The organism is Delftia sp. GW456-R20 (assembly GCF_001622915.1).
Classification (GTDB): Bacteria; Pseudomonadota; Gammaproteobacteria; order Burkholderiales; family Burkholderiaceae_C; genus Comamonas; species Comamonas acidovorans.
Map to the genome: position 1 here is coordinate 204,936 of NZ_LWCN01000005.1, position 19,565 is coordinate 224,500.

Sequence of the window (19,565 nt, forward strand, 5' to 3'; positions counted from 1 at the left end):
TCAGGAGACGCTCCTATGGTTTGGCAGCAGGTCTACGACCCTCTTTCCAACATGTGGCTGTCCACACTGCTCGCGGCCATCCCGGTCGTGGTCATGCTGGTGGGATTGGGCTTTTTGCACATGAAGGCCCATCTGGCGGCCGGCGCCGGGCTGATTGCGGCGCTGGTGATCGCGGTCTTCGTCTACAACATGCCGGCAGGCATGGCCGGGCGCGCGGCGCTGTTCGGCGGCTTCACGGGGCTGCTGCCCATCGGCTGGATCGTCCTGAACATCATCTTCCTGCACCAGCTGACCGAGAAGAACGGCAGCTTCAAGATCCTGCAGGACTCCATTGCCGGCATCACCGAGGACAGGCGCATCCAGCTGCTGCTGATCGCCTTCGCCTTCGGCGCCTTCTTCGAGGGCGCGGCCGGCTTCGGCACGCCCGTGGCCGTGACGGCGGCCATCCTCATCGGCCTGGGCTTTTCGCCGCTGGCCGCCTCGGGCCTGTCGCTGATCGCCAATACCGCGCCCGTGGCCTTCGGCGCGCTGGGCACGCCGGTGATCACGCTGGCCAAGGTGCACGGCTACGACCTGATGGAAGTCACCGCCATGGTCGGCCGCCAGCTGCCGTTCTTCTCGGTGCTGGTGCCGTTCTGGCTGATCTGGGCCTTTGCAGGGCGCAAGGCCATGATGGAGATCTGGCCCATCATTTTGGTGACCGGCGTGTCCTTCGCCATTCCGCAGTACCTGGTGTCCAACTTCATCGGCCCCGAGCTGGTGGACATCATCGCGGCCATTGTCTCCATGGTCTGCACGGTGGGCTTCCTGCGCATGTGGCAGCCCAGGACCATCTGGCGCTCGACCTCGCTCAAGGGCCATGAGAACAGCGGCGGCGAAGCCCAGGCGCCCCGCGCCGTGACCCAGCACCCGCGCGCCGACGTGATCCGCGCCTGGACGCCCTGGGCCATCCTCACGGTCTTCGTCTTCATCTGGGGCCTGCCCTCGGTCAAGGCCGCGCTCAACGGCCTGTTCGCGCCCGCCTTTCCCATGGAAGGCCTGCACAACCTGATCGAGAAGGTGCCGCCCGTCGTGCGCCAGCCCACCAAGGAAGGCGCCATCTACACGCTGAACCTGCTGTCGGCCACGGGCACGGGCATCCTGCTGTCGGCCATCGTGGGCGGCCTGGTCATGAAGTACAACCCCGTGCAACTGGTCAGCCAGTTCGTGCGCACCATCTGGCTGGTGCGCTATTCGCTCATCACCATCGTGCTGATGCTGGCCCTGGGCACGCTGACGCGCTACTCGGGCACGGACACCACGCTGGGCCTGGCCTTCGCCAACACGGGCGTGTTCTACCCCTTCTTCGGCACCCTGATGGGCTGGCTGGGCGTGGCGCTGACGGGTTCGGACACGGCCTCGAACGTGCTGTTCGGCGGCATGCAGAAGGTGGCGGCCGAGCAGCTGGGCCTGTCGCCCAACCTCATGGGCGCGGCCAACAGCTCGGGGGGCGTGATGGGCAAGATGATCGATGCGCAATCCATCGTCGTCGCCTCCACGGCCACGCGCTGGTTCAACCATGAGGGCGACATCCTGCGCTACGTGTTCTTCCACTCCGTCGCCCTGGCCTGCCTGATGGGCATCTTCGTGACGCTGCAGGCCTATGTCTGGCCGTTCCGCCTGATGGTCAATTGAGCCTTGCGCATCTGCGCCAGGCTACAGCCGCCCGCATGCGCCGGGCGGCTTTTTTACGCCTGGGGCATGCATCGCTGCATCAACAGATGCGCAGCGGCATTTATGGTTGTACCATGCAACCATATTCAAACCCTGCACGGCCCCAAGGAGCACCCATGCCGCAGCACGATCTTTCCCTGGTGGATGGCATCCGCGCCGCCTCGCGCCTGATGGTGCGCGAGCTGGGCTTCATGCAGGCCACGCTGGCGGCCACCGACTACCCGCCCTCGGCCGTGCACGCCATCCTGGAGATCGGCGCACAGGGGCGCATGGCGGCCTCGCAGCTGGCCCTGGTCCTGGGGCTGGAGAAATCCAGCGTCAGCCGCATGGTGCGCAAGCTGGTGGAGGCGGGCGAGCTGAAGGAAGCCGCCGATGGAGAGGATGGCCGCGTCAAGCAGCTGGCCCTGACCGCCAAGGGCCGACGCACGCTGGCCGCCATCGAGGCCTTCGGGCGCCAGCAGGTGACGGCGGCGCTGGACCGCATGCAGGCGCCGCAGCAGCAGGCCGTCGCCCAAGGGCTGGCACTGTACGCCCGGGCGCTGCAGGCGCACCGGCAGGAGGAGCCCCTGCCCCAGCCCGTGCCCGTGCCCGCACAGATACAGGTCCTGCCCGGATACCGGCCCGGCTGCCTGGGCCGCATCGTGGACATGCATGCGCGCTTTTATGCGCGCCACGCAGGCTTTGGCGTCTTCTTCGAAAGCCGCGTGGCCAGCGGCCTGGCCGAGTTCGCGGGCCGGCTGGACAAGCCCTGCAACCAGCTGTGGACGGCGCTGGACGGCGACCGCATCGTGGGCTCCGTGGCCATCGATGGAGAGGACCTTGGCAAGCACCCCGAGGACCGCCAGGCGCATCTGCGCTGGTTCATCCTGGAAGACGGCCTGCGCGGCGCCGGCACGGGGCGCCAGCTGCTGCAGCAGGCCCTGGCGTTCTGCGACCAGCAGGCCTTCGAGGCCACCCAGCTGTGGACCTTCCGGGGCCTGGATGCAGCGCGCCGGCTCTACGAATCGTCAGGCTTCACCCTGGCCGAGGAATGGCCGGGCCAGCAATGGGGCGAGACCGTGATCGAGCAGCGCTTCGTGCGGCCACGCCCTGCCGTGGCGGCATGGGCTGGCCAGGCCCCCTGAGTCAGGAGCCCTGCTCGCCCGCCACCAGAACGAAGGCAATGCGCGCAGGCCGGCCCGAGCGGTTGGCCCAGGCATGGTTGGTGCCGCGCTGTATGAGCACGTCACCGGCGCGCAGCACGGTTTCCTGGCGGTCCAGGATGGCGACCAGCTCGCCCTCCAGCATCAGCGCGTAGTCCACGGTATCCGTGCGGTGCATGCCCGGATGCTCGCCGGGCTGCACGTTGCGGTGGGCGTCGCCGTACATGCGTGTAAAGGTGGCATGCAGGGCGCGCGCCAGCTCCTGCGGATCGGCAGGTTCGGGCGGAATGTCCAGGATGCGCAGCACCGTGCCATAGGGCGGCGGTGCCACGCCCTGGTGGATGGCAATGGTGTCGGGCGCATTGATCTGCGCGGGTGAGGCATCGGTGCGCCACAGGTTGGTGATGCGGTAGCCGGGGCGTTCCTCGACCAGGCGCACGGCGGGCGAGGCGCCGTCCTCGGCGATGAAGGAGCGGCCCTGTGCGTCGTTGGCCGTGATCACGCGGCGGATGGGGGGCAGGCTGGAATCGGTCATGGATGGAGAGATGGCGGAAAGGAGGTCACTGCGCATGGCGTTCGGCCGCTGCGCCCTGTTTGCGGAATTCGTCGTGGATGCGCCGGTCCCACTGGCGGCGGTCCTGGTGGAAGACCACCTGGTCGCCGCGCTGGGCCACCTGCCTGACGGCATCGGACCGCGCGGCGGCGGCGCAGGCAGCGTCCAGCCGGCCCAGCACCGCCTCGGGCACGCCACGCGGCACGAACAGGCCCGCAAACGATTCCTCCTGCACCGCCATGCCCAGTTCCTTGAAGGTGGGCACCTCGGGGAAGGCCGGGTGGCGGCGCTCCGAGGCCACGGCCAGCAGGCGCAGCTTGCCCGCGCGTATCTGGGGCGCAGCCGAGGCCGCGATGCTGCTGACGAAGTCCAGCCGCCCGGCCAGCAATTCCTGTATCGAGCCGGCATCGCCCTTGTAGGGCACATGCACGAGCTTGAGGCCCTGGTCGCGCTCCAGCTGGTCCATGGCCAGGAAGGGCGCCGAGTTCGGTCCCGGCGATCCGTAGCTCAGCGAGCCCTTCTTCGCCGCCGCCACCAGCTCGCCTATCGTCTTGAAAGGGCTGTCTGCGCGCACGCTGACGCCCAGGATGTTCTCCGTCACGCCGCACAGCGGCTGCACGCTGTCGGGCCCCAGCTTCAGGCCCTTGACGTAGTGGGGCTGCACGGTGATGGGGGTCATGGGCGTGAAGGCCAGCGTCAGCCCGTCGGCCGGCGCCTGGGCCAGCACATTCATGCCGATCACGCCCGAGCCCCCGTCGCGCGAGACCACGACCACGCTCTGGCCCAGCTGCTTGCGGAATTCCTCGGCCAACGTACGCGCCATCACGTCGGTGGAGCTGCCCGCCGCCCAGGGGTTGATGAGGGTCAGCGGCCGCGACGGGAACGGCTCCTGCGCGGTGGCCAGGGTGCAGCCCAGCGCCATCAGGGCGCCGAGCCACTTGCGGGTGGTCATGCTGTGTCTCCTTGTCGTTGTGTGATGGCTGCGCATGTTAATTCAGTCAGTCGACTGAATCAATCCATGTCACCACCATGCCATGGTTTGGTGCGGCAAGGGCCTGGCGCTGTCTATGATCCGCAGCCATGACGTCCAGCACCGATGACACCGCGGCCGAGGAACCCCGCGCCCAGGCCCGCGAACGCCTTCTGCAAGCCGCCGAGCAGCTGTTTGCGCGGCATGGCTACGCGGGCACGTCGCTGCGCGCCGTCATGGCGCTGGCCGAGGTAGACACGGGCGCCATCCACTACCACTTCCGCAACAAGCTGGGCCTGCTCAAGGCCTTGTTCGAGCAGCGCGTGATGGCCGTCAACGGACAGCGCCATGCGCTGCTGCAAAGGCTGGAGCAGCAGTCGCCGCAGCCCGCCGTGGAGGACATTCTTCGGGCCTTCATCGCCCCTGCGCTGCGCGCCGCCCATAGCGAGGGCGAGGCCGACTTCAACCGCGTCACGGCCCTGTGCTCGGTCGATCCCGACCAGGCAGTCAGGGAAGTGGTGTTTGCCGCCTACGACGAGGCTGCCAAACGCTTTGCGGCCCTGCTGCGCCAGGCTCTGCCGCAGCTGTCGCAGCACGATTTCCAGTGGCGCCTGGAATGCATGTACGGCGCCATGATGTACATCCGCTCCGACAACGGCCGAGTCAGCCGCATGCTGGGCGGCGGCCACCGCGCCGACCCCGTGGAGCATGTGATCGACGAGCTGGTGGCCTTCACTGCGGCGGGCTTCCGTGCGGCGGGCTTCCGTGCGGCGGGCTTCCGCGCGGCGGGCCCCCGCGCGGCGCAGTGATCACGACCGGCGCCTGATCAGCGCCCGCCCGCGCGCGAAGCCACCACGCCGGCGCCGCGCACCTCCACCTGCACGCTGTCCAGCACCTGCCCCTTGGCATCGACCAGTTCCAGCCGGTGCCGGCCGGGCCAGGGCATCCAGGCAGCGGCAGCACCCCGGCCGATCTCCTTGGGCGGCGGCTCGGCCGCGCCGGGCGGGGCGGCGCTGACCATGCGCCAGCGCAGGCTCGCATCCTGCCATTCCTGCGTGGCGGCCGTGCCCGAGGGCCGGGCCGACAGCTGCACGCGCTGTCGGTCCGGCGGAATGTCGGGGTCCAGCGCGAGAATGGTGCCGTTGGCCGGGCGCGCAATGCGCACGGGCGAGGCCGCCGAAGTCCCGCGTGTCGATGCGGATGCGGCAGGCAGGCCGCTGCCTGCCATGGCGAACAGGCTCTGCTGCGTGCCCGCCACGAACCACTCGCTGCGTGCGCTCTCCAGCGGCAGGCCCGAGGCATCGGGGCCGAAGCGCACCGCCTGCTGCAGCACACCCGCCGGCGCCTTGGGCGCGCGGCTGGGTGTGCGGGCATGCAGGAAGCCCATCACGGCGGCCCAGACAGGTGCCGCGCCGCTGGTGCCGCTGACCGAGTGCATGGCCTCGCCGCGCGCATTGCCCACCCACACGCCCACGGTGTAGCGCTGCGACCAGCCCACGGCCCAGTTGTCGCGCATGTCCTTGCTGGTGCCGGTCTTGACGGCCGACCAGAAGCGCGTGGCCAGCACGCTGTCCGTGCCGAAAGTGGGCGCGCGCGCCATGGGATCGGACAGGATGTCGCCCACGATGAAGGCCGCGCGTGCGTCGATGGCCTGCACGGGCGCAGCCGGCTTTTGCGCTGCGGACCCCGCGCCCGTGGGCTGCGCCGCCCAGCGTACGGGCGTCAGTTGCCCGCCGTTGGCCAGGGCGCGGTAGGCATTGGTGAGCTGCAGCAGCGGCACCTCGGCGCTGCCCAGCGCCAGGCTGAAGCCGTGGTAGCCGCCGCTTTCGCGCAGCGGCAGGCCCAGCCGCTGCAGCTGCGAGAAGAAGGCATCGGGCGTGACCATGACCAGGGTGCGCACGGCCGGCACGTTGAGCGACGACGCCAGCGCCGTGCGCGCCGAGACCCAGCCCTTGAAGCGCCGGTCGTAGTTCTGCGGGATGTAGAGCCCGTTCTGCGTGGGAATGTGGGCCGATGAATCCTCGATCAGCGAGGCCGCCGTCAGCCGCCGCTCGGCAATCGCCTGGGCATAGAGAAAGGGCTTGAGCGTGGAGCCGGGCTGGCGCATGGCCGTGACGCCATCCACCTCGGCCGCCTGGCTCAATTCGCCCGACGAGCCCACCCAGGCCAGCACCTCGCCCGTGGCGTTGTCCAGCACGACGATGGCGCCGTCCTCCACGTTGCGGCCCTGCAGCTCGCGCAGTTGCTGCTGCAGGCTTTGCACGGCAAAGCGCTGCACGGGCGCGCTCAGCGTGGATCGCACGCGGGCCTGGCCTTTGGACTGCGGCTCGGCCAGCAGGCGACGCGCCAGATGCGGGGCCTGGCCTTCGCTGGCCGCCCATTGCCGGCGCAGCAGCACGCTGGCGGTGAGCAGTTCCATGGCCGTGCAGTCGCGCGCCGCCGCATCCTCGGGCGCCAGCGACTGCAGCACGCCGCAGGCGCGCCGGCCCACGCGCTCGGGCGAGGCGTTGGGCGCGCGCACCAGGGCGGCGGCAATGGCGGCCTCGCGCGCGTCCAGCCCGTGCGCGGCCTTGCCGAACAGGGTGCGCGACAGCGCATCGATGCCCACGATCTCGCCACGGAAGGGCACCAGGTTCAGGTAGGCCTCCAGGATCTGGTCCTTGCGCCAGCGCCGGTCCAGCACCTGGGCCGACACGGTCTGGCCCAGTTTCTGCACCACGCTGCGCCCGCCCGGGCCCTGGCGCCAGTCGCCATCCAGCAGGCCCGCCAACTGCATGGTGATGGTGCTGGCGCCTCGCGTGCGCTGGTTCCAGAGGTTGCCCCAGGCGGCGGCGGACACTGCAGTCCAGTCCACGCCGCTGTGTTCGTAGAAGCGCTTGTCCTCGCTGACGACCAGGGCCGTGCGCAGCGCGGGCGAGATGTCGGCCAGGGCCACCCAGTCGCCACGGCGCACGCTGGCGTCGGTGCGCTGGCGCTGCAGCACCTCGCCCTCGCGCGAGAGCAATTCGGTCTCGGAGGAACGATGGCCTTCGCGGACTTCGGAAAAGCTGGGCAGCGCCTGGGCGGCACCTGCCGCCGCGAACAGCAGCGCGGCCGCCAGGGCCGCGCGGGGAAGACGCATGAAGGGAGAAGGTCGCCGGGATTCGATCATGGAGCCGGCATTGTCCGCCTTTGCACCAGCGGCTCAGGAAGAATGGCGTATGCCCTTCTTGAGCTTGAAGGACAGCAGCACCATGAGCACGCCGAAGACCACCGCATACGTGGCCAGCACCCAGAGCATGGCCATCATGCCCGCGCCCGGCTGGGCCAGCACGAAGGCGCCGAACAGCACGGACAGCACGCCGCCCAGGATCAGCAGCCACTCGCCCGTGATCTCCTTGCGCAGCCGCACGGCCGCCACGATCTGCAGCAGGCCCGTGACCAGGGCCCAGGCGCCGATGTACAGCGTCATGACCAGCGCCGTGACGCCGGGCGCGACCACGGTGAGCACGCCCACCACCACGCCAGCCAGGCCCCATAGCAGCAGCACCCACCAATGGCGCATCTGGTCTCGCCCCTGGATGGCCGAATACACGCCCAGCAGGCCATCGACAAAGGTGAAGGCACCGAAGGTCAGCACCAGCGCCGCCAGCGATACCGCCGGCTGCGCCCAGGTCAGCACGCCGAAGGCGATGGCGACCAGGCCGCGCAGCAGCAGCACCCACCAGGTGCGGTGAAGAATCGTGGACAGCGGATTGGGGCTCATGGATGCTCCTTCAAAACAGTCCCCATGACCTTGGAGCAGGCCCGCCACACTGTCTGTAGGCGAAGGCCGGCTTGGCGGCGGACCCTGACCTGGATCAATCCAGTTGCAGCAGCACGGGCTGGTGGTCCGAGAGCCTTGTGTCGCTGTCCACGGCCCAGCCACGCACATGGCCGCGCAGGCTGTCGCTGACCCAGGCGAAATCGCAGGCGCCGGGCTCGGGGCCCCACTGGCGGTCGAACAACCGGAAGGTGGGCGGCTGGGGCTGGTCCGGGTGCAGCACGCTCCAGCTGTTGTGCCACTGGCCGGCGCTCAGTGCGCCTTCCTCTCCGGCCGCCCAGGGCCGGGACAGGCCGGCGTATTCGTCCTCATGCGGCTCGAAGTTGAAATCGCCGCAGAGCACGGCATGCGGCGTGTGCGGCTTGGTCTGCTGGGGCGAGCCGTCGCTGGCGGGCTGGGGCGGCGCCTCGGCCTGGCCCAGGGCCTCGATCTGCAGGGAACGCAGCGCCAGCGCCTGGGACATGCGCTGGCGGCGCGAGAAATATTCGAGATGGGTGCTCATCACCCGCACGGGGCCCAGCGCGGCATCCATCACCGTGGCCGCCGTGCAGCAGCGCGGCATGCTGCGCACGCCGCCATCGTGCGGATACGGCAGGCGGTGGTGGGCCAGTTGCAGCACCGGCAGGCGCGTGGCCACCAGGTTGCCAAAGCGCTGCCGGCCCACGGCCGTGAACTCGTCCACGGCGGCACCGAAGAAGACCTTCCAGCCTTCGGGCAGGGCCTGGCGGATCTGCGCCACCTGGTCGCCGGGCGCACCCTGCAGGCCGGGATAGTGGATGGCGATTTCCTGCAGGCACAGCACGTCGATATCGGCCATGGACAGCGCATGCGCCACGATGCGCTGCGGGTCCATGCGGCCGTCCAGGCCCAGGCACCATTGGGTGTTCCAGGTGAGGATCTGCATCATGCGGGCAGCGGCTCGCGCAGCTGGAACAGGTTGCCTTCGGGGTCCATGGCGTTGCAGACGCGAAAGCCAGGACCCTGCCAGGACTGCTCCCACAGCTGGCCGCCATGGGCGATGACCAGGGGACGAACGGCCGCGAAGCTGGTCACGGTGGCAAAGAATTTGAGGGCCACGTTCTCGCGCGGCTGGGGTGGCTCGGTGATGGTGATGTGCCGCGCAATCGCCTCGGGAATGGCGTGCAGCACCAGTTGCAGGTCCGGCGACTGCAGCACCATGAGCTCGCTCGTGTGGTGCAGCATGCGCATGGCCAGCACCTCCATGTAGAACAGCGCCAGCCGGTCAGGCTGCTTGGCGTAGATGAACAGACCTGCGGATGCGGGACCGGACATGGTGGACCTCGGGGTGAAAGGCTGGGACAAGGAACTTTAGCACCGCCCTCACTTGATCCCCGCACGCATGAAGCTCCGCACGAACTGGCGCTGGAACAGCACGAAGGCCACCAGCAGCGGGCCCGAGCTCATCAGCGTGGCGGCCGTGATGGTGGCCCATTCCACGCCCGACTCCACGCTGGAGAACACCTGCAGCCCCACGGTGAGCGGGCGCGCCTGCACGCTGTTGGTGATGATCAGCGGCCACAGGAAGTTGTTCCAGTGAAAGCTCACCGACACCAGCGCGAACGCCAGGTACACGGGCCGCACCAGCGGCACGTAGACGCGCCACAGGATCTGCAGGGTGCTGGCGCCCTCCACCCGCGCGGCCTCGTCCAGTTCCCGGGGAATGCCCAGGAAGGTCTGGCGCAGCAAAAAGATGGCAAAGGCCGATGCGAAGTACGGCAGGCCGATGCCCAGCAGCGTATCGACGGCGCCCAGGCGCGACAGGGTCTGGTAGTTCGCCACCAGCAGGATGTCCGGCATGATCATCAGTTGCACCAGCACCAGGGCAAAGGCCAGGCCCTGGCCGCGAAAGCGGTAGCGCGCAAAGGCATAGGCCGCCAGCGTGCCCAGCACCAGCTGGGCCGCCAAAATCATGACCACCAGCACGGCCGTGTTCAGGAAATAGCGCGCAAAGGGCGCGGCCTGCAAGGCACGGCGAAAGTTCTCCAGCGTCCAGGGCGCGGCCAGGTCGAAGCGTGCCGAGTATTCGGGCGGATGGAAGGCCGTCCAGAACGCATAGGCCAGCGGCAGTATCCACAGCAGGGCCAGCAGCCAGGCGGCCAGCGTGTCCAGCCAGGTGGCGCCGTACAGCGCGGGCGGCGCATGGCGCGGGGCAATGGGTGCGGCACTCATTGGTAGTGCACCTTCTTGTCGAGCACGAAGAACTGCAGCAGCGCCACGGCCGCCAGCACGGCGACCAGCACCACGGTCAGGGCCGCCGCATAGCCCGTGTCCCAGAACTTGAAGCCCACTTCGTAGAGGTGATAGAGCAGCAGCGTGGAGGCGTTGTCCGGCCCGCCGCGCGTGAGGATGAAGAGATGGTCCACCAGGCGGAAGGCATTGATCACCGCATTGACCAGCACGAACAGCGTGGTCGGCATCAGCAGCGGCCACTGCACGCGGCGCAGGAAGTACCAGCGCGAGGCCCCCTCGATGGCCGCCGCCTCCTTGAGGCTGGGGTTGAGGGTCTGCAGCGCGGCCAGGTAGAAGATCATGAAAAAGCCCGCCTCCTTCCACACTGCCACCACGGTCACGCAGGCCAGCGCCGTGGACGGGTCGCCCAGCCAGTTGTGCGCGGGAAGGCCCAGTGCGCCGCGCAGTTGCTCCAGCAGCCCGTACTGCGGCGTGTAGAAGAACAGCCAGATGTTGGCCACGGCAATCATGGGCAGCACCGTGGGCGTGAAATACGCCATGCGCACGAAGGCGCGGCCGGCCAGCCTCTCGTTGACCCAAAGCGCCATGGCCAGCGCCAGCGCCATGGACAGCGGAATCGTGGCCGCCGCAAACCACAGGTTGTTGCGCACGGCCTGCCAGAACACCGGGTCGTCGGCCATCACGGCGTAGTTCTCCAGCCCCACCCATGGCCCCGGCTGGCCGCCGCGCGGCGTGGCATGCAGGCTGTCGATCAGCGTGGCCACGGCCGGCCAGTGCGTGAAGGCCACCAGCAGCACCAGCGCCGGCAGCAGCATCAGCCAGGCATGGACGGCCTGGCGGCCACGGACAAGGAAGGCGGGAGCGGAGCTCATGCGGTCAGCGGCACTGCGCCATCACTTGTAGCGGCGCAGGATGCGGTCTGCTTCCTTTTGCGCATCCTGCAGGGCCTGGGCCGAGGTCTTGCTGCCGTTGAGGGCGGCCTGCACGGCGTCGTTGAGCACCTTGGTCACGCGCTGGTTCTCATGCGTGGAGAACTCGGCCACCGATACCGGCAGCTGGTCGCGCGCCACCAGGGCCTGCGGGAAGTCCTGGCCGTACTTCTTGAGCGCGGGCGTGTCATAGGCGGCGGGCGAGACGGCAACGTAGCCGCTGTCCATGCTCCACTGCGCGGCCAGCGGGGGCTGGGTGACCCACTTCATGAACTGGAAGGCCGCCTCCTGCTGCTCCCGGGGCGCCTTCTTGAACAGGTAGAAGTTGCCGCCGCCCGTGGGCGAGCCCTTGCGCACGTTGCCTGCGATCTGGCCCACGCCGAAGTCAAATTTGGCATTGGCTCGGATATTGGTCAGGTTGCCCGTGGTGGTGACGATGATGGCAGCCTTCTTTTCCATGAAGTCCTTGGGCGTCGTGCCCCACTCCACCACGCCGGCCGGGTGCACGCCCTCCTTGACCAGGCCCACCCAGAAGTCCAGCGCCTCCACTACCTTGGGGCTGTCCAGCGTGACCTGGGTGCCGGCCTCGTTGGCCAGCAGCACGTCATTGGGCGTGGTCAGGGTCTGCAGCATCCAGTAGGCAAAGCCGGTGGACGGGATCTGTATGCCGTACTGCACGACCTTGCCGCTGGCGTCCTTCTTCGTCAGCCTGTGGGCGGCTTCCTTGAGTTCCTTCCAGTTCTGCGGCGCCTTGTTCGGGTCCAGGCCGGCTTCCTTGAAGGCTTCCTTGTTGTAGTACATGACCACGGTGGAACGCTGGAAGGGCACGCCCCAGGTCTTGCCGCCCGTCTGGCTGTTGGCCATGAAGGCCGGGTAGAAGCCCTTGAGCCAGGCCCGGTCGGCATCGGTCTTCACGAAGTCGTCGATGGGGGCGATGGCGTCCTCGTCGATCAGCGTGAACATGTCGGTGGACAGCAGCACCGAGCTGGCCGGCGGCTTGCCCGACTTGTGGGCCGTCAGCGCCTTGACGATGGTCTCCTGGTAGGTGCCCGCATAGACGGGCGTGATCCGGTACTGCGGATGGGCCTTGTTGAACTCGGCCGCATAGCCGTCGATCACCTTGGTGATGGGGCCGCCCACGGCCACGGGGTAGTAGAACGGCACCTCCAGCGGCGTCTGTGCGCTGGCGGTGTTCAGCAGGCCCGTGGCGGCCACGGCGGCAGCGGCTGCGAGGGTTTTGATGAAGGCATGGCGTTGCATGGCGGACTCTCCTGGAAGGTGCTTCGGATGCGAAAGCCGGAACGGCTGAAACGGCTGAAACGGTGGATTGGCGAAGGAATTGGGGGCCGGTGCCTCGGCATCAGGCCGTGCAGCGCCGCCCCTTTTCGTCAAAGAAATGCGTGGCCTCGCGCGCCCAGCGCAGGCCCACGAGCTGGCCCGGCTGCAGGCCGCCGAGCTGGCTGCCAGCGGTGCGCACCATCAGTTGTTCGCTGCCCACGCGGCAGCGCAGCACCAGGTCGGCGCCCAGGTATTCGAGGCTTTCGATGTCGGCAGCCACCACGGGGCCGCTGCCGACATCGCCATGGAGCGACAGGCGCATGTCCTCGGGCCTGACGCCCAGCCAGCGCGCCTGGCCCGGCTGCTGCAGGCCGGCGGGCGCGGCGCTGGCATGGCTGCCCGCGATGTGCAGGCCGTCGAGGCGCGCGATGTTCATGGCCGGCGTGCCGATGAAGCGCGCCGCAAAGGTGGTGGCGGGCCGGCTGTAGATCTCCTGGGGCGCAGCGCACTGCTCCACGCGCCCCTGGCTGAGCAGCACCACCTGGTCGGCCATGCCCATGGCCTCGGCCTGGTCGTGCGTGACATAGACCACGGTCAGGCCCAGCCGCCGCTGCAGTTCGCGCAGCTCGGTGCGCATTTCCTGGCGCAGCTGGGCGTCGAGGTTGGACAGCGGCTCATCCATCAGGCAGACGCGGGCGCGGGCCACCAGGGCACGGCCCAGCGCCACGCGCTGCTGCTGGCCGCCCGACAATTGCCCGGGCCGGCGCGCCAGCAGCGCGTCCAGGCCCAGCAGCGCGGCGGCCTCGTCGATGCGCCGGCGCGCCTCGGCCGCCGGGACCTTGCGCACGGACAGGCCGAAGCCGATGTTCTGCGCCACCGTCAGGTGCGGGAACAGCGCGTAGTTCTGGAACACCATGGCAATGCCGCGCCGAGCGGGCGGCAGTTGGGTGACGTCCTGGCCATCGATGCGCACACGGCCCGAGGTGGCGCTTTCCAGGCCCGCGATGATGCGCAGCGTGGTGGACTTGCCGCAGCCCGAGGGACCGAGCAGCACGCAAAAGGATCCGGGTTCAATGCGCAGATCCAGCGCCTGCAGTGCCGTGGTGCCGCCCCAGGACTTGGCGACACCTTCCATCTCGATCAAGGACATCACGCCAGTCTAGGAAGGCTGTGTGACAGGCCCGTGTCGCGCCACCGGCCTGGCGCCCCATGCAGCTCAGGCAGCAGGGTGCTGTCTGTGCCAGTCCGTGGCCTGCTGGAACGCCCAGCCCGCGCGCACCAGCAGGTCTTCGCGGAAGTCGGGGGCCACGAACTGGAAGGCCACGGGCGCGCCCTCAGGAGTGCGTCCGCCGGGCAGCGTGATCGTGGGGCTGCCCGTCAGGTCGAACGGGCAGGTGTAGCGCAGCATGCCCGAGAACAGCTCGGCATCGGAGCCGAAATGCGCCATGCGCTGCAGCGTGGGGGCCGCAAAGGCCGTGGCGGGAACCAGCAGCAGGTCCACCTGCGCGAAGAGTGCACGCACCCGGCCCGTGAAGTCCGCGCGGCGCAGCAGCAGCCGCTGGTAGTCGGTGGCGGACAGGCCCAGCCCCAGGTCGATCAGCCCGGCGAGCCCGGGGCCATAGGCCTCGCGCCGTGCAGGGAAAGTGGCGCCGTGCGCCACGGCGGTCTCCACCGCGCACAGCGCCGGCCAGTCCTCCACCGCCTGGGTGGCATCGGGAAACCGGACCTCCTGCACGCTGGCCCCCAGGCGCTGCGCCACCGCCAGGGCCTGCTCCACCGCCTGGCGGGAGGGGGCATCCACGCCGTCCAGTGCCCATTGCCGGTCCATGCCCAGGCGCAGGCCGGAGAATCCGCGCGTCATCATGGCCAGATAGTCGGGCACGCTGCACTGGCTGGCCGTAGGGTCCAGCGGGTCCGCCCCGGCGATGGCCGCGAGCATGGCTGCGGCATCGGCAGCACTGCGCGCCATCGGGCCTATGTGGTCCAGGGACGCGGCCAATTCGAAGGCGCCATGGCGGCTCACCCTGCCCCAGGTGGGCTTGAGCCCGGTGATGCCGTTGGCGGCCGATGGAAAGCGGATGGAGCCCCCCGTGTCCGTGCCCAGCGATCCGAAGCACAGCCCCGCCGCCGTGGCCACGCCCGAGCCGCTGGACGAGGCCCCGGGCCACAGCTGGGCGCCCCAGGGGTTGACGGGGGCAGTGATCTCGGGATGGTGGTCGGCGAAGGCGCCTTCGGTCTGCTGCAGCTTGCCCAGGATGACGGCGCCAGCCTCGCGCAGCCTGCGCACCACGGTGGCATCTTCCGTGGGGCGATGGTCGCGGTGCAGCGTCATTCCATGCGTGGTGGGGACGCCCCGGGTCCACAGCAGGTCCTTGAGCGCCAGCGGCACGCCGTGCAGCGCACCGCGGCGGCGGCCCTGCGCGATCTCGGCGTCGGCGCGGCGGGCGTCCTCCAGCGCCTGCTGCGCCATCACCGTCACGTAGCTGTGCAGCCGCGCGTCCACGGCCTCGATGCGCGCCAGCATGTGGCGGGTCACCTCTTCCGAGGAAATGCGGCGGGACTGGATCTCGCGCCCCACCTCCAGCAGTGCGAGATGGTGCAGTTCGCTGTCGTTCATGGCATGTCTCCCGACGCCCGGCTCCGGGGCGCCACCGTTGTTGCACTGTAAAAGCCGCACGGGACGCACGGCAGGCCCATGCTAGGGAGCCGGCGGCACCGACGCTTGTTCGTGAGGGTCAGCGACCTTGCTCAGGCGGCCAGCAGGCTGCGGGGCGTGCAGCCGAACGCCTTGCGAAAGGCTCGGCTGAAGTGCGCCGCATCGGAGAATCCATGCGCGAAGGCCGCCTCGGTCACGCTGGAGCAGCGCCCCTGCATCAGGGCCTGGCGGCTGGCCTGCAACCGCAGCTGCCATACCAGGCCCATGGGCGTCTGGTTGCGCCGCGCAAAGGCCCGCGTCACGGTACGCGGCGAGACGTTGTGCTGCTGCGCCAGCCATTGCAGCGACAGCTCGGGCGAGCCCAGGTTGTCCTGGATGAACGCCTGGATGCGGCCGTGCAGGTCCCTTTCCGAGCGGGGCTGCACGGCCATTTCCTGCATCTCCAGCGCCAGGGCCAGCACGTCGAGCAGCGCCATGCCGAAGCGCTGCGCCAAGGCATCACCGTGCGGCGCAGGCGGCATGGCCATGGCCTCGCCGAGCATGGCCCGCAGCGGCGCCACGGCCGAGGCATGGCCATGCAGCGCCCGGCCCGCGTGCGAGGGTGCACGGGCAAAGCGATTCAACAATTCGCTGCGCGGAATGCGCATCAGCAGGATATCGCGGGGCGCCACCGAGAATTCGAAAGGCTGCGCAGCGTCATAAAGCACCAGATTGCCCGCACTCAGCCGGGCCACTTGCCCGCCCTGGCGCACCTCGGCCTGGCCCTGGAGCAGATAGCCCAGCCACAGCTCGTCGCGGGCATGCAGGCGCAGGTGGGCTGCGTTGCGCACCCAGCGGTGGCTGGGTGCCGACATGGCACTGATCTCCAGCAGTCCCAGGGACCGCACGGACAGCGTGGCCCCGAAGCCGCCGGGACCTGCACCATCCCCCTGCGCGCGGTGGCTGTCGGCCGGGATGCAGTGGCGGCAGACCACCTCGTGCCAGTAGTCGAAACGATGGCGTGGCTCCTGCGAATGGGTAGAGTATTCGAGCTGCATGGCAGCGCCCAGTATCCGCAGGCGGCCGCCGGCTGGCACCCCGGTGTTTACCCAAAGGCCCGGGGTACCGCGACGGTGGCACTGCGCAGCACGGCTCAGCTGTGGCCCGGAGCCCGGTTCAGCAGATGCGTGCGCTGGTCGGCGCTCAGCGACAGGTAGCGCTCGTAGTGGCGCAGGATGTCGGCGATGACTTCCTCGCTGCGCAGGTACTGGATGTCGTGGCCCAGGCGGCCGTCCTCGAAGAACGTGATGGGCTCGTAGACATGGCGGCGCTCCTGCTCGCTGGCCGCCTCGCTCACCAGGAAGGTGGGCACCGTGCGGCGCGTGGCGCGCACGCCGTAGACGAAGTCGCGCAGCGAGGGATCGGGCACGGTCAGGCGCACGGCGCCCTCGCCATCCAGGTCCTCGGTGACCACGGCCTGCACGCCGCGCCTTTGCATCTCGGCGGCCACCTCGTTCATGGCCGGCAGCACCACGCCGGCCATGAACCTGCGCACATCGGCGCGCGAGGGCTGGTGCACGATCTGCTCCAGGCGCTTGCGCCAGTGCTGGCCGCTCCAGAAGCTGGTGGCCGGAGCCAGGTCGGGCGAGAAGTGCGCGCGGTCGGCCTGCAGCCCGCGCCACAGCCCGTAGCACAGGGCCAGCATGATGACCGCCACCGGCAGGGCCGCCACCAGGGTCATGGCCTGCAGCGCCTTGAGGCCGCCGGCCAGCATCAGCACCATGGCCGTCACGCCCAGCACGGCAGCCCAGAACAGCCGCTGCCAGACCGGCGAACGCGCATGGCCGCGCGAGGCGATGTTGTCCACCACGAAGGCCCCGGAGTCCGCCGAGGTGACGAAGAACACCGCGATCAGCACGATGGTGAGCCAGGCCACGGGCTTGAACCAGGGCAGGTACTCGAAGAAGCGGAACAGCAGCGCATCCACGTTCGAGGCCGTCTGCCCCAACGCGCCCATGGCCACGTGGGTGTCTATCCAGATGGCGCTGTTGCCGAAGGCCGTCATCCACAGCAGGTTGAAGGCCGTGGGCACCAGCAGCACGCCGGTCACGAACTGGCGGATGGTGCGCCCGCGCGAGATGCGCGCGATGAACATGCCCACGAAGGGCGACCAGGAGATCCACCAGGCCCAGTAGAGGATGGTCCAGCCGCCGAACCAGCCTTCCTGGCTGGGCGGCTCGTAGGCGAAGGTGCGGAACGACAGCTGGACCAGGCCAGACAGGTAGTTGCCGATGTTCTCGCTCAGCGCCTCGAAGAGGAAGACCGTGGGCCCGGCCACGATGACGAAGGCCAGCAGGATGAAGGCCAGCACGAGATTGAACTCGCTCAGGCGGCGCACGCCCTTGTCCAGGCCCGAGACGGCCGACAGCCCGGCCAGGCCGACCACGATGACGATGACCGAGATGCGGAACAGCGCCGTGGAGGTGTCCCATCCCGTCACCGTATGCAGGCCGGCGGCCAGCTGCAGCGCGCCGTAGCCCAGCGTGGTGGCGATACCCGCGATGGTGCCCACCAGCGCGAAGGCATCCACGCTGTGGCCGATGGGGCCGTTGATGCGCTTGCCCAGCAGCGGGTACAGGCCCGAGCGCATGGTCAGCGGCAGGTTGTAGCGAAAGCCGAAGTAGGCCAGCACCAGGCCCATGGTCCCGTAGACGGCCCAGGCATGGAAGCCCCAGTGGAAGAAGGTGGACTGCAGCGCCTCGCGCGCGGCGGCCGGCGTGGAAGGCACGGCCGTGGGCGGCTTGAGGAAATGCTGCAGCGGCTCGCCCACGCCGAAGTACATCAGGCCGATGCCCATGCCGGCGGCGAACAGCATGGCGGTCCAGGAGATGAAGCTGAACTCGGGCTCCGCATCATCGGGACCCAGGCGGATATCACCGAAACGGCTGGACGCGACGAAGATCAGAAAGACCAGGAACAGCGTGACCGAGACGGCATAGAACCAGTCCATGTGCCCCACCACCCAGGCCTGGGCGCTGGAGAACAGCCGGTCGGCGCTGTCGGGCATGAGGCCGCAGTACAGCAGCAGCAGGCCCAGCACCAGCAGGGAAGGAATGACGACGGGGCCTGAGAAGGTGATGCGCGGTGCAGGCTCGGCAGGCGATGGCGTGGCCGCCTGCGGTGCATCCGGTGGCGGAGCCACTGGTGGCGCGGGTGGCGCCGGTCGGGGATCGGTGGTCGTGTCTGGCATATACCCTCTCTCTTGTGATCAATGGTGTGCCCGGGAACCGATTCGCAATGGTGGCGGCCCTGCCCTTGTGGGGCGGGCCGCGTTCCCTGCTCGGGGGATGTCCGCCGGGCAAAGGCCGCAAGTATGCAAGGGCGGCGTGGAAGCAGGCGTCGGACGCCAACGCCAAAGGCTTCCGATTTGCTGACTTCAGGGCCGACGCCCCAGCACGCTGCTCCAGCGCGCCAGCGCAGCCAGTACGGCGGGCCAGAACACGGTATTGGCAATGTCGTGCAGGCTGGCGCCCCAGCGCCAGTACCCCAGGCTCGCGATATCGTCGCGCATGTCCAGCAGCTCGCCCATCATGGCCACCACCAGGGCCGCCAGGAGGGGCGTCCAGCTGCCCAGGGGTCTGCGCAGCACGGCGCAGGCGGCCAGCGCCACCGTCAGGCCCACGTAGATATGCAAGGCGTCCTTGGACAGCCCCGAGGCACCCACGACGGCCATTTTGATGGCTTGGACAGCCGACGGCTCCATCCGCAGCTTTCAGCCGGCCAGCTTGGCCACCACGGCCGGGGCGATGACGCGGTGGGCCGGCGCCACGCCCAGCATGTAGATACGGCCCAGGGCATTGTGCACATGGACCACGGTGGACATGGCGGCGGTGAAGGTGCCGGACGGCGCGCCCTCGGGGCTGGGCAGCCGCATGAGGGAGACCTGCACGTCCAGGTGCCGATCGCTGTCGCCCAGCACCACTTCGCTGTCGCTCAGGGCATGGACACGGAAGATGCCGGCGCGGTCGCCCACGCGGTAGCTCGATGGCTGGCGCTGCGCATCGACGCCGCTGAGCGTGCCCAGGTCCTTGATGCCGAAGGGCGCCACCACGCGGTTGCGCAGGCGCATCAGAAAGTCGATCCAGCCCGGCGTGCGGCCCACGCAGCGCAGGTACAGCGCCATGGGACTGCTGCCGTCGTCCGGCAATTGCAGCTGGTAGCTGTCGTGGAAATAGGCGGTCTTGAGGCGGTCCTGCAGGGCGCTGCCTGCGGGAACCGGGGAGAGGATGACTTGTGCCATGGAGCGGAAGGTGATGAAAAAAGGGGGCGGTC

18 protein-coding genes are annotated in these 19,565 nt (G+C 69.1%); 3 read left to right on the forward strand and 15 right to left on the reverse strand.

Annotation, left to right across the window (positions count from 1 at the left end; all coding sequences use genetic code 11):
* Nucleotides 1-15 precede the first annotated feature (15 nt).
* Both A4F85_RS24945 and A4F85_RS24950 read left to right on the forward strand, forming a co-directional pair.
* Nucleotides 16-1,674, forward strand: a complete 1,659-nt coding sequence (locus A4F85_RS24945) for an L-lactate permease (RefSeq protein ID WP_013800968.1) — start codon at nt 16-18, stop codon at nt 1,672-1,674.
* A gap of 155 nt (nt 1,675-1,829) precedes the next feature.
* Nucleotides 1,830-2,837, forward strand: coding sequence for a bifunctional helix-turn-helix transcriptional regulator/GNAT family N-acetyltransferase (locus A4F85_RS24950; protein ID WP_063328148.1), 1,008 nt, complete (start codon nt 1,830-1,832; stop codon nt 2,835-2,837).
* A gap of 1 nt (nt 2,838) precedes the next feature.
* On the opposite strand, the gene A4F85_RS24955 is transcribed toward A4F85_RS24950, so the two are convergent.
* Both A4F85_RS24955 and A4F85_RS24960 read right to left on the reverse strand, forming a co-directional pair.
* Nucleotides 2,839-3,390, reverse strand: coding sequence for a cupin domain-containing protein (locus A4F85_RS24955; protein WP_012207095.1), 552 nt, complete (start codon nt 3,388-3,390; stop codon nt 2,839-2,841).
* Nucleotides 3,391-3,415: 25 nt separating this feature from the next.
* On the reverse strand, nt 3,416-4,360 hold the full coding sequence (locus A4F85_RS24960) for a tripartite tricarboxylate transporter substrate binding protein (RefSeq protein ID WP_012207096.1): 945 nt from the start codon (nt 4,358-4,360) through the stop codon (nt 3,416-3,418).
* Between the two features lie 128 nt (nt 4,361-4,488).
* Between A4F85_RS24960 and A4F85_RS24965 the strand changes: the two genes are divergently transcribed.
* Complete coding sequence (locus tag A4F85_RS24965; protein ID WP_063328149.1) at nt 4,489-5,187, forward strand: TetR/AcrR family transcriptional regulator; 699 nt, start codon at nt 4,489-4,491, stop codon at nt 5,185-5,187.
* Between the two features lie 17 nt (nt 5,188-5,204).
* Here the strand turns inward: A4F85_RS24965 and pbpC are convergent, their stop codons facing one another.
* The 13 genes from pbpC to A4F85_RS25030 all read right to left on the reverse strand — a co-directional run bounded on the left by pbpC (nt 5,205) and on the right by A4F85_RS25030 (nt 19,533).
* Nucleotides 5,205-7,529 (reverse strand): penicillin-binding protein 1C, encoded by a 2,325-nt coding sequence (pbpC, locus tag A4F85_RS24970; protein ID WP_063328150.1) that lies wholly within the window; start codon nt 7,527-7,529, stop codon nt 5,205-5,207.
* A 33-nt stretch (nt 7,530-7,562) separates the two neighbouring features.
* Complete coding sequence (locus tag A4F85_RS24975) at nt 7,563-8,123, reverse strand: HdeD family acid-resistance protein (RefSeq protein ID WP_012207099.1); 561 nt, start codon at nt 8,121-8,123, stop codon at nt 7,563-7,565.
* A 94-nt stretch (nt 8,124-8,217) separates the two neighbouring features.
* On the reverse strand, nt 8,218-9,087 hold the full coding sequence (locus A4F85_RS24980) for an endonuclease/exonuclease/phosphatase family protein (protein WP_063328151.1): 870 nt from the start codon (nt 9,085-9,087) through the stop codon (nt 8,218-8,220).
* Nucleotides 9,084-9,473, reverse strand: coding sequence for a VOC family protein (locus A4F85_RS24985; protein WP_012207101.1), 390 nt, complete (start codon nt 9,471-9,473; stop codon nt 9,084-9,086). The genes A4F85_RS24980 and A4F85_RS24985 overlap by 4 nt, the downstream gene beginning before the upstream one ends.
* A 48-nt stretch (nt 9,474-9,521) precedes the next feature.
* A complete protein-coding gene (locus A4F85_RS24990) occupies nt 9,522-10,370 on the reverse strand; it encodes a carbohydrate ABC transporter permease (protein WP_063328152.1) in 849 nt (282 codons plus the stop codon).
* Entirely contained in the window at nt 10,367-11,263 is an 897-nt protein-coding gene (locus A4F85_RS24995) for a carbohydrate ABC transporter permease (RefSeq protein ID WP_063328153.1), read from the reverse strand. Before A4F85_RS24995 ends, A4F85_RS24990 begins: the two co-directional genes overlap by 4 nt.
* 21 nt (nt 11,264-11,284) lie before the next feature.
* Nucleotides 11,285-12,580 (reverse strand): ABC transporter substrate-binding protein, encoded by a 1,296-nt coding sequence (locus A4F85_RS25000; RefSeq protein WP_063328154.1) that lies wholly within the window; start codon nt 12,578-12,580, stop codon nt 11,285-11,287.
* Nucleotides 12,581-12,680: 100 nt separating this feature from the next.
* Nucleotides 12,681-13,748 (reverse strand): ABC transporter ATP-binding protein, encoded by a 1,068-nt coding sequence (locus A4F85_RS25005; RefSeq protein ID WP_063328155.1) that lies wholly within the window; start codon nt 13,746-13,748, stop codon nt 12,681-12,683.
* Nucleotides 13,749-13,814: 66 nt separating this feature from the next.
* Nucleotides 13,815-15,215 carry an amidase gene (locus A4F85_RS25010; RefSeq protein WP_063328156.1) on the reverse strand — a complete coding sequence of 467 codons (1,401 nt, stop codon included), beginning with the start codon at nt 15,213-15,215 and terminating at the stop codon, nt 13,815-13,817.
* A 131-nt stretch (nt 15,216-15,346) separates the two neighbouring features.
* Nucleotides 15,347-16,291 carry a helix-turn-helix domain-containing protein gene (locus A4F85_RS25015; protein ID WP_063328590.1) on the reverse strand — a complete coding sequence of 315 codons (945 nt, stop codon included), beginning with the start codon at nt 16,289-16,291 and terminating at the stop codon, nt 15,347-15,349.
* Nucleotides 16,292-16,386: 95 nt separating this feature from the next.
* Complete coding sequence (locus A4F85_RS25020) at nt 16,387-18,483, reverse strand: BCCT family transporter (RefSeq protein WP_063328157.1); 2,097 nt, start codon at nt 18,481-18,483, stop codon at nt 16,387-16,389.
* A gap of 186 nt (nt 18,484-18,669) precedes the next feature.
* Nucleotides 18,670-18,966: a hypothetical protein gene (locus A4F85_RS25025; protein WP_082848291.1), complete on the reverse strand. Its 297-nt coding sequence runs from the start codon at nt 18,964-18,966 to the stop codon at nt 18,670-18,672.
* Between the two features lie 39 nt (nt 18,967-19,005).
* Nucleotides 19,006-19,533, reverse strand: a complete 528-nt coding sequence (locus A4F85_RS25030; RefSeq protein ID WP_013800955.1) for a DUF2867 domain-containing protein — start codon at nt 19,531-19,533, stop codon at nt 19,006-19,008.
* Nucleotides 19,534-19,565: the final 32 nt, after the last annotated feature.

What these genes read in the sequence shown, in the direction of transcription:
- A4F85_RS24945 (WP_013800968.1), top strand. Translation starts at nt 16, where the DNA reads ATGGTTTGGCAGCAGGTCTACGACCCTCTTTCCAACATGTGGCTGTCC.
- A4F85_RS24950 (WP_063328148.1), top strand. Translation starts at nt 1,830, where the DNA reads ATGCCGCAGCACGATCTTTCCCTGGTGGATGGCATCCGCGCCGCCTCG.
- A4F85_RS24955 (WP_012207095.1), bottom strand. Translation starts at nt 3,390, where the DNA reads ATGACCGATTCCAGCCTGCCCCCCATCCGCCGCGTGATCACGGCCAAC.
- A4F85_RS24960 (WP_012207096.1), bottom strand. Translation starts at nt 4,360, where the DNA reads ATGACCACCCGCAAGTGGCTCGGCGCCCTGATGGCGCTGGGCTGCACC.
- A4F85_RS24965 (WP_063328149.1), top strand. Translation starts at nt 4,489, where the DNA reads ATGACGTCCAGCACCGATGACACCGCGGCCGAGGAACCCCGCGCCCAG.
- pbpC (WP_063328150.1), bottom strand. Translation starts at nt 7,529, where the DNA reads ATGATCGAATCCCGGCGACCTTCTCCCTTCATGCGTCTTCCCCGCGCG.
- A4F85_RS24975 (WP_012207099.1), bottom strand. Translation starts at nt 8,123, where the DNA reads ATGAGCCCCAATCCGCTGTCCACGATTCTTCACCGCACCTGGTGGGTG.
- A4F85_RS24980 (WP_063328151.1), bottom strand. Translation starts at nt 9,087, where the DNA reads ATGATGCAGATCCTCACCTGGAACACCCAATGGTGCCTGGGCCTGGAC.
- A4F85_RS24985 (WP_012207101.1), bottom strand. Translation starts at nt 9,473, where the DNA reads ATGTCCGGTCCCGCATCCGCAGGTCTGTTCATCTACGCCAAGCAGCCT.
- A4F85_RS24990 (WP_063328152.1), bottom strand. Translation starts at nt 10,370, where the DNA reads ATGAGTGCCGCACCCATTGCCCCGCGCCATGCGCCGCCCGCGCTGTAC.
- A4F85_RS24995 (WP_063328153.1), bottom strand. Translation starts at nt 11,263, where the DNA reads ATGAGCTCCGCTCCCGCCTTCCTTGTCCGTGGCCGCCAGGCCGTCCAT.
- A4F85_RS25000 (WP_063328154.1), bottom strand. Translation starts at nt 12,580, where the DNA reads ATGCAACGCCATGCCTTCATCAAAACCCTCGCAGCCGCTGCCGCCGTG.
- A4F85_RS25005 (WP_063328155.1), bottom strand. Translation starts at nt 13,748, where the DNA reads ATGTCCTTGATCGAGATGGAAGGTGTCGCCAAGTCCTGGGGCGGCACC.
- A4F85_RS25010 (WP_063328156.1), bottom strand. Translation starts at nt 15,215, where the DNA reads ATGAACGACAGCGAACTGCACCATCTCGCACTGCTGGAGGTGGGGCGC.
- A4F85_RS25015 (WP_063328590.1), bottom strand. Translation starts at nt 16,291, where the DNA reads ATGCAGCTCGAATACTCTACCCATTCGCAGGAGCCACGCCATCGTTTC.
- A4F85_RS25020 (WP_063328157.1), bottom strand. Translation starts at nt 18,483, where the DNA reads ATGCCAGACACGACCACCGATCCCCGACCGGCGCCACCCGCGCCACCA.
- A4F85_RS25025 (WP_082848291.1), bottom strand. Translation starts at nt 18,966, where the DNA reads ATGGCCGTCGTGGGTGCCTCGGGGCTGTCCAAGGACGCCTTGCATATC.
- A4F85_RS25030 (WP_013800955.1), bottom strand. Translation starts at nt 19,533, where the DNA reads ATGGCACAAGTCATCCTCTCCCCGGTTCCCGCAGGCAGCGCCCTGCAG.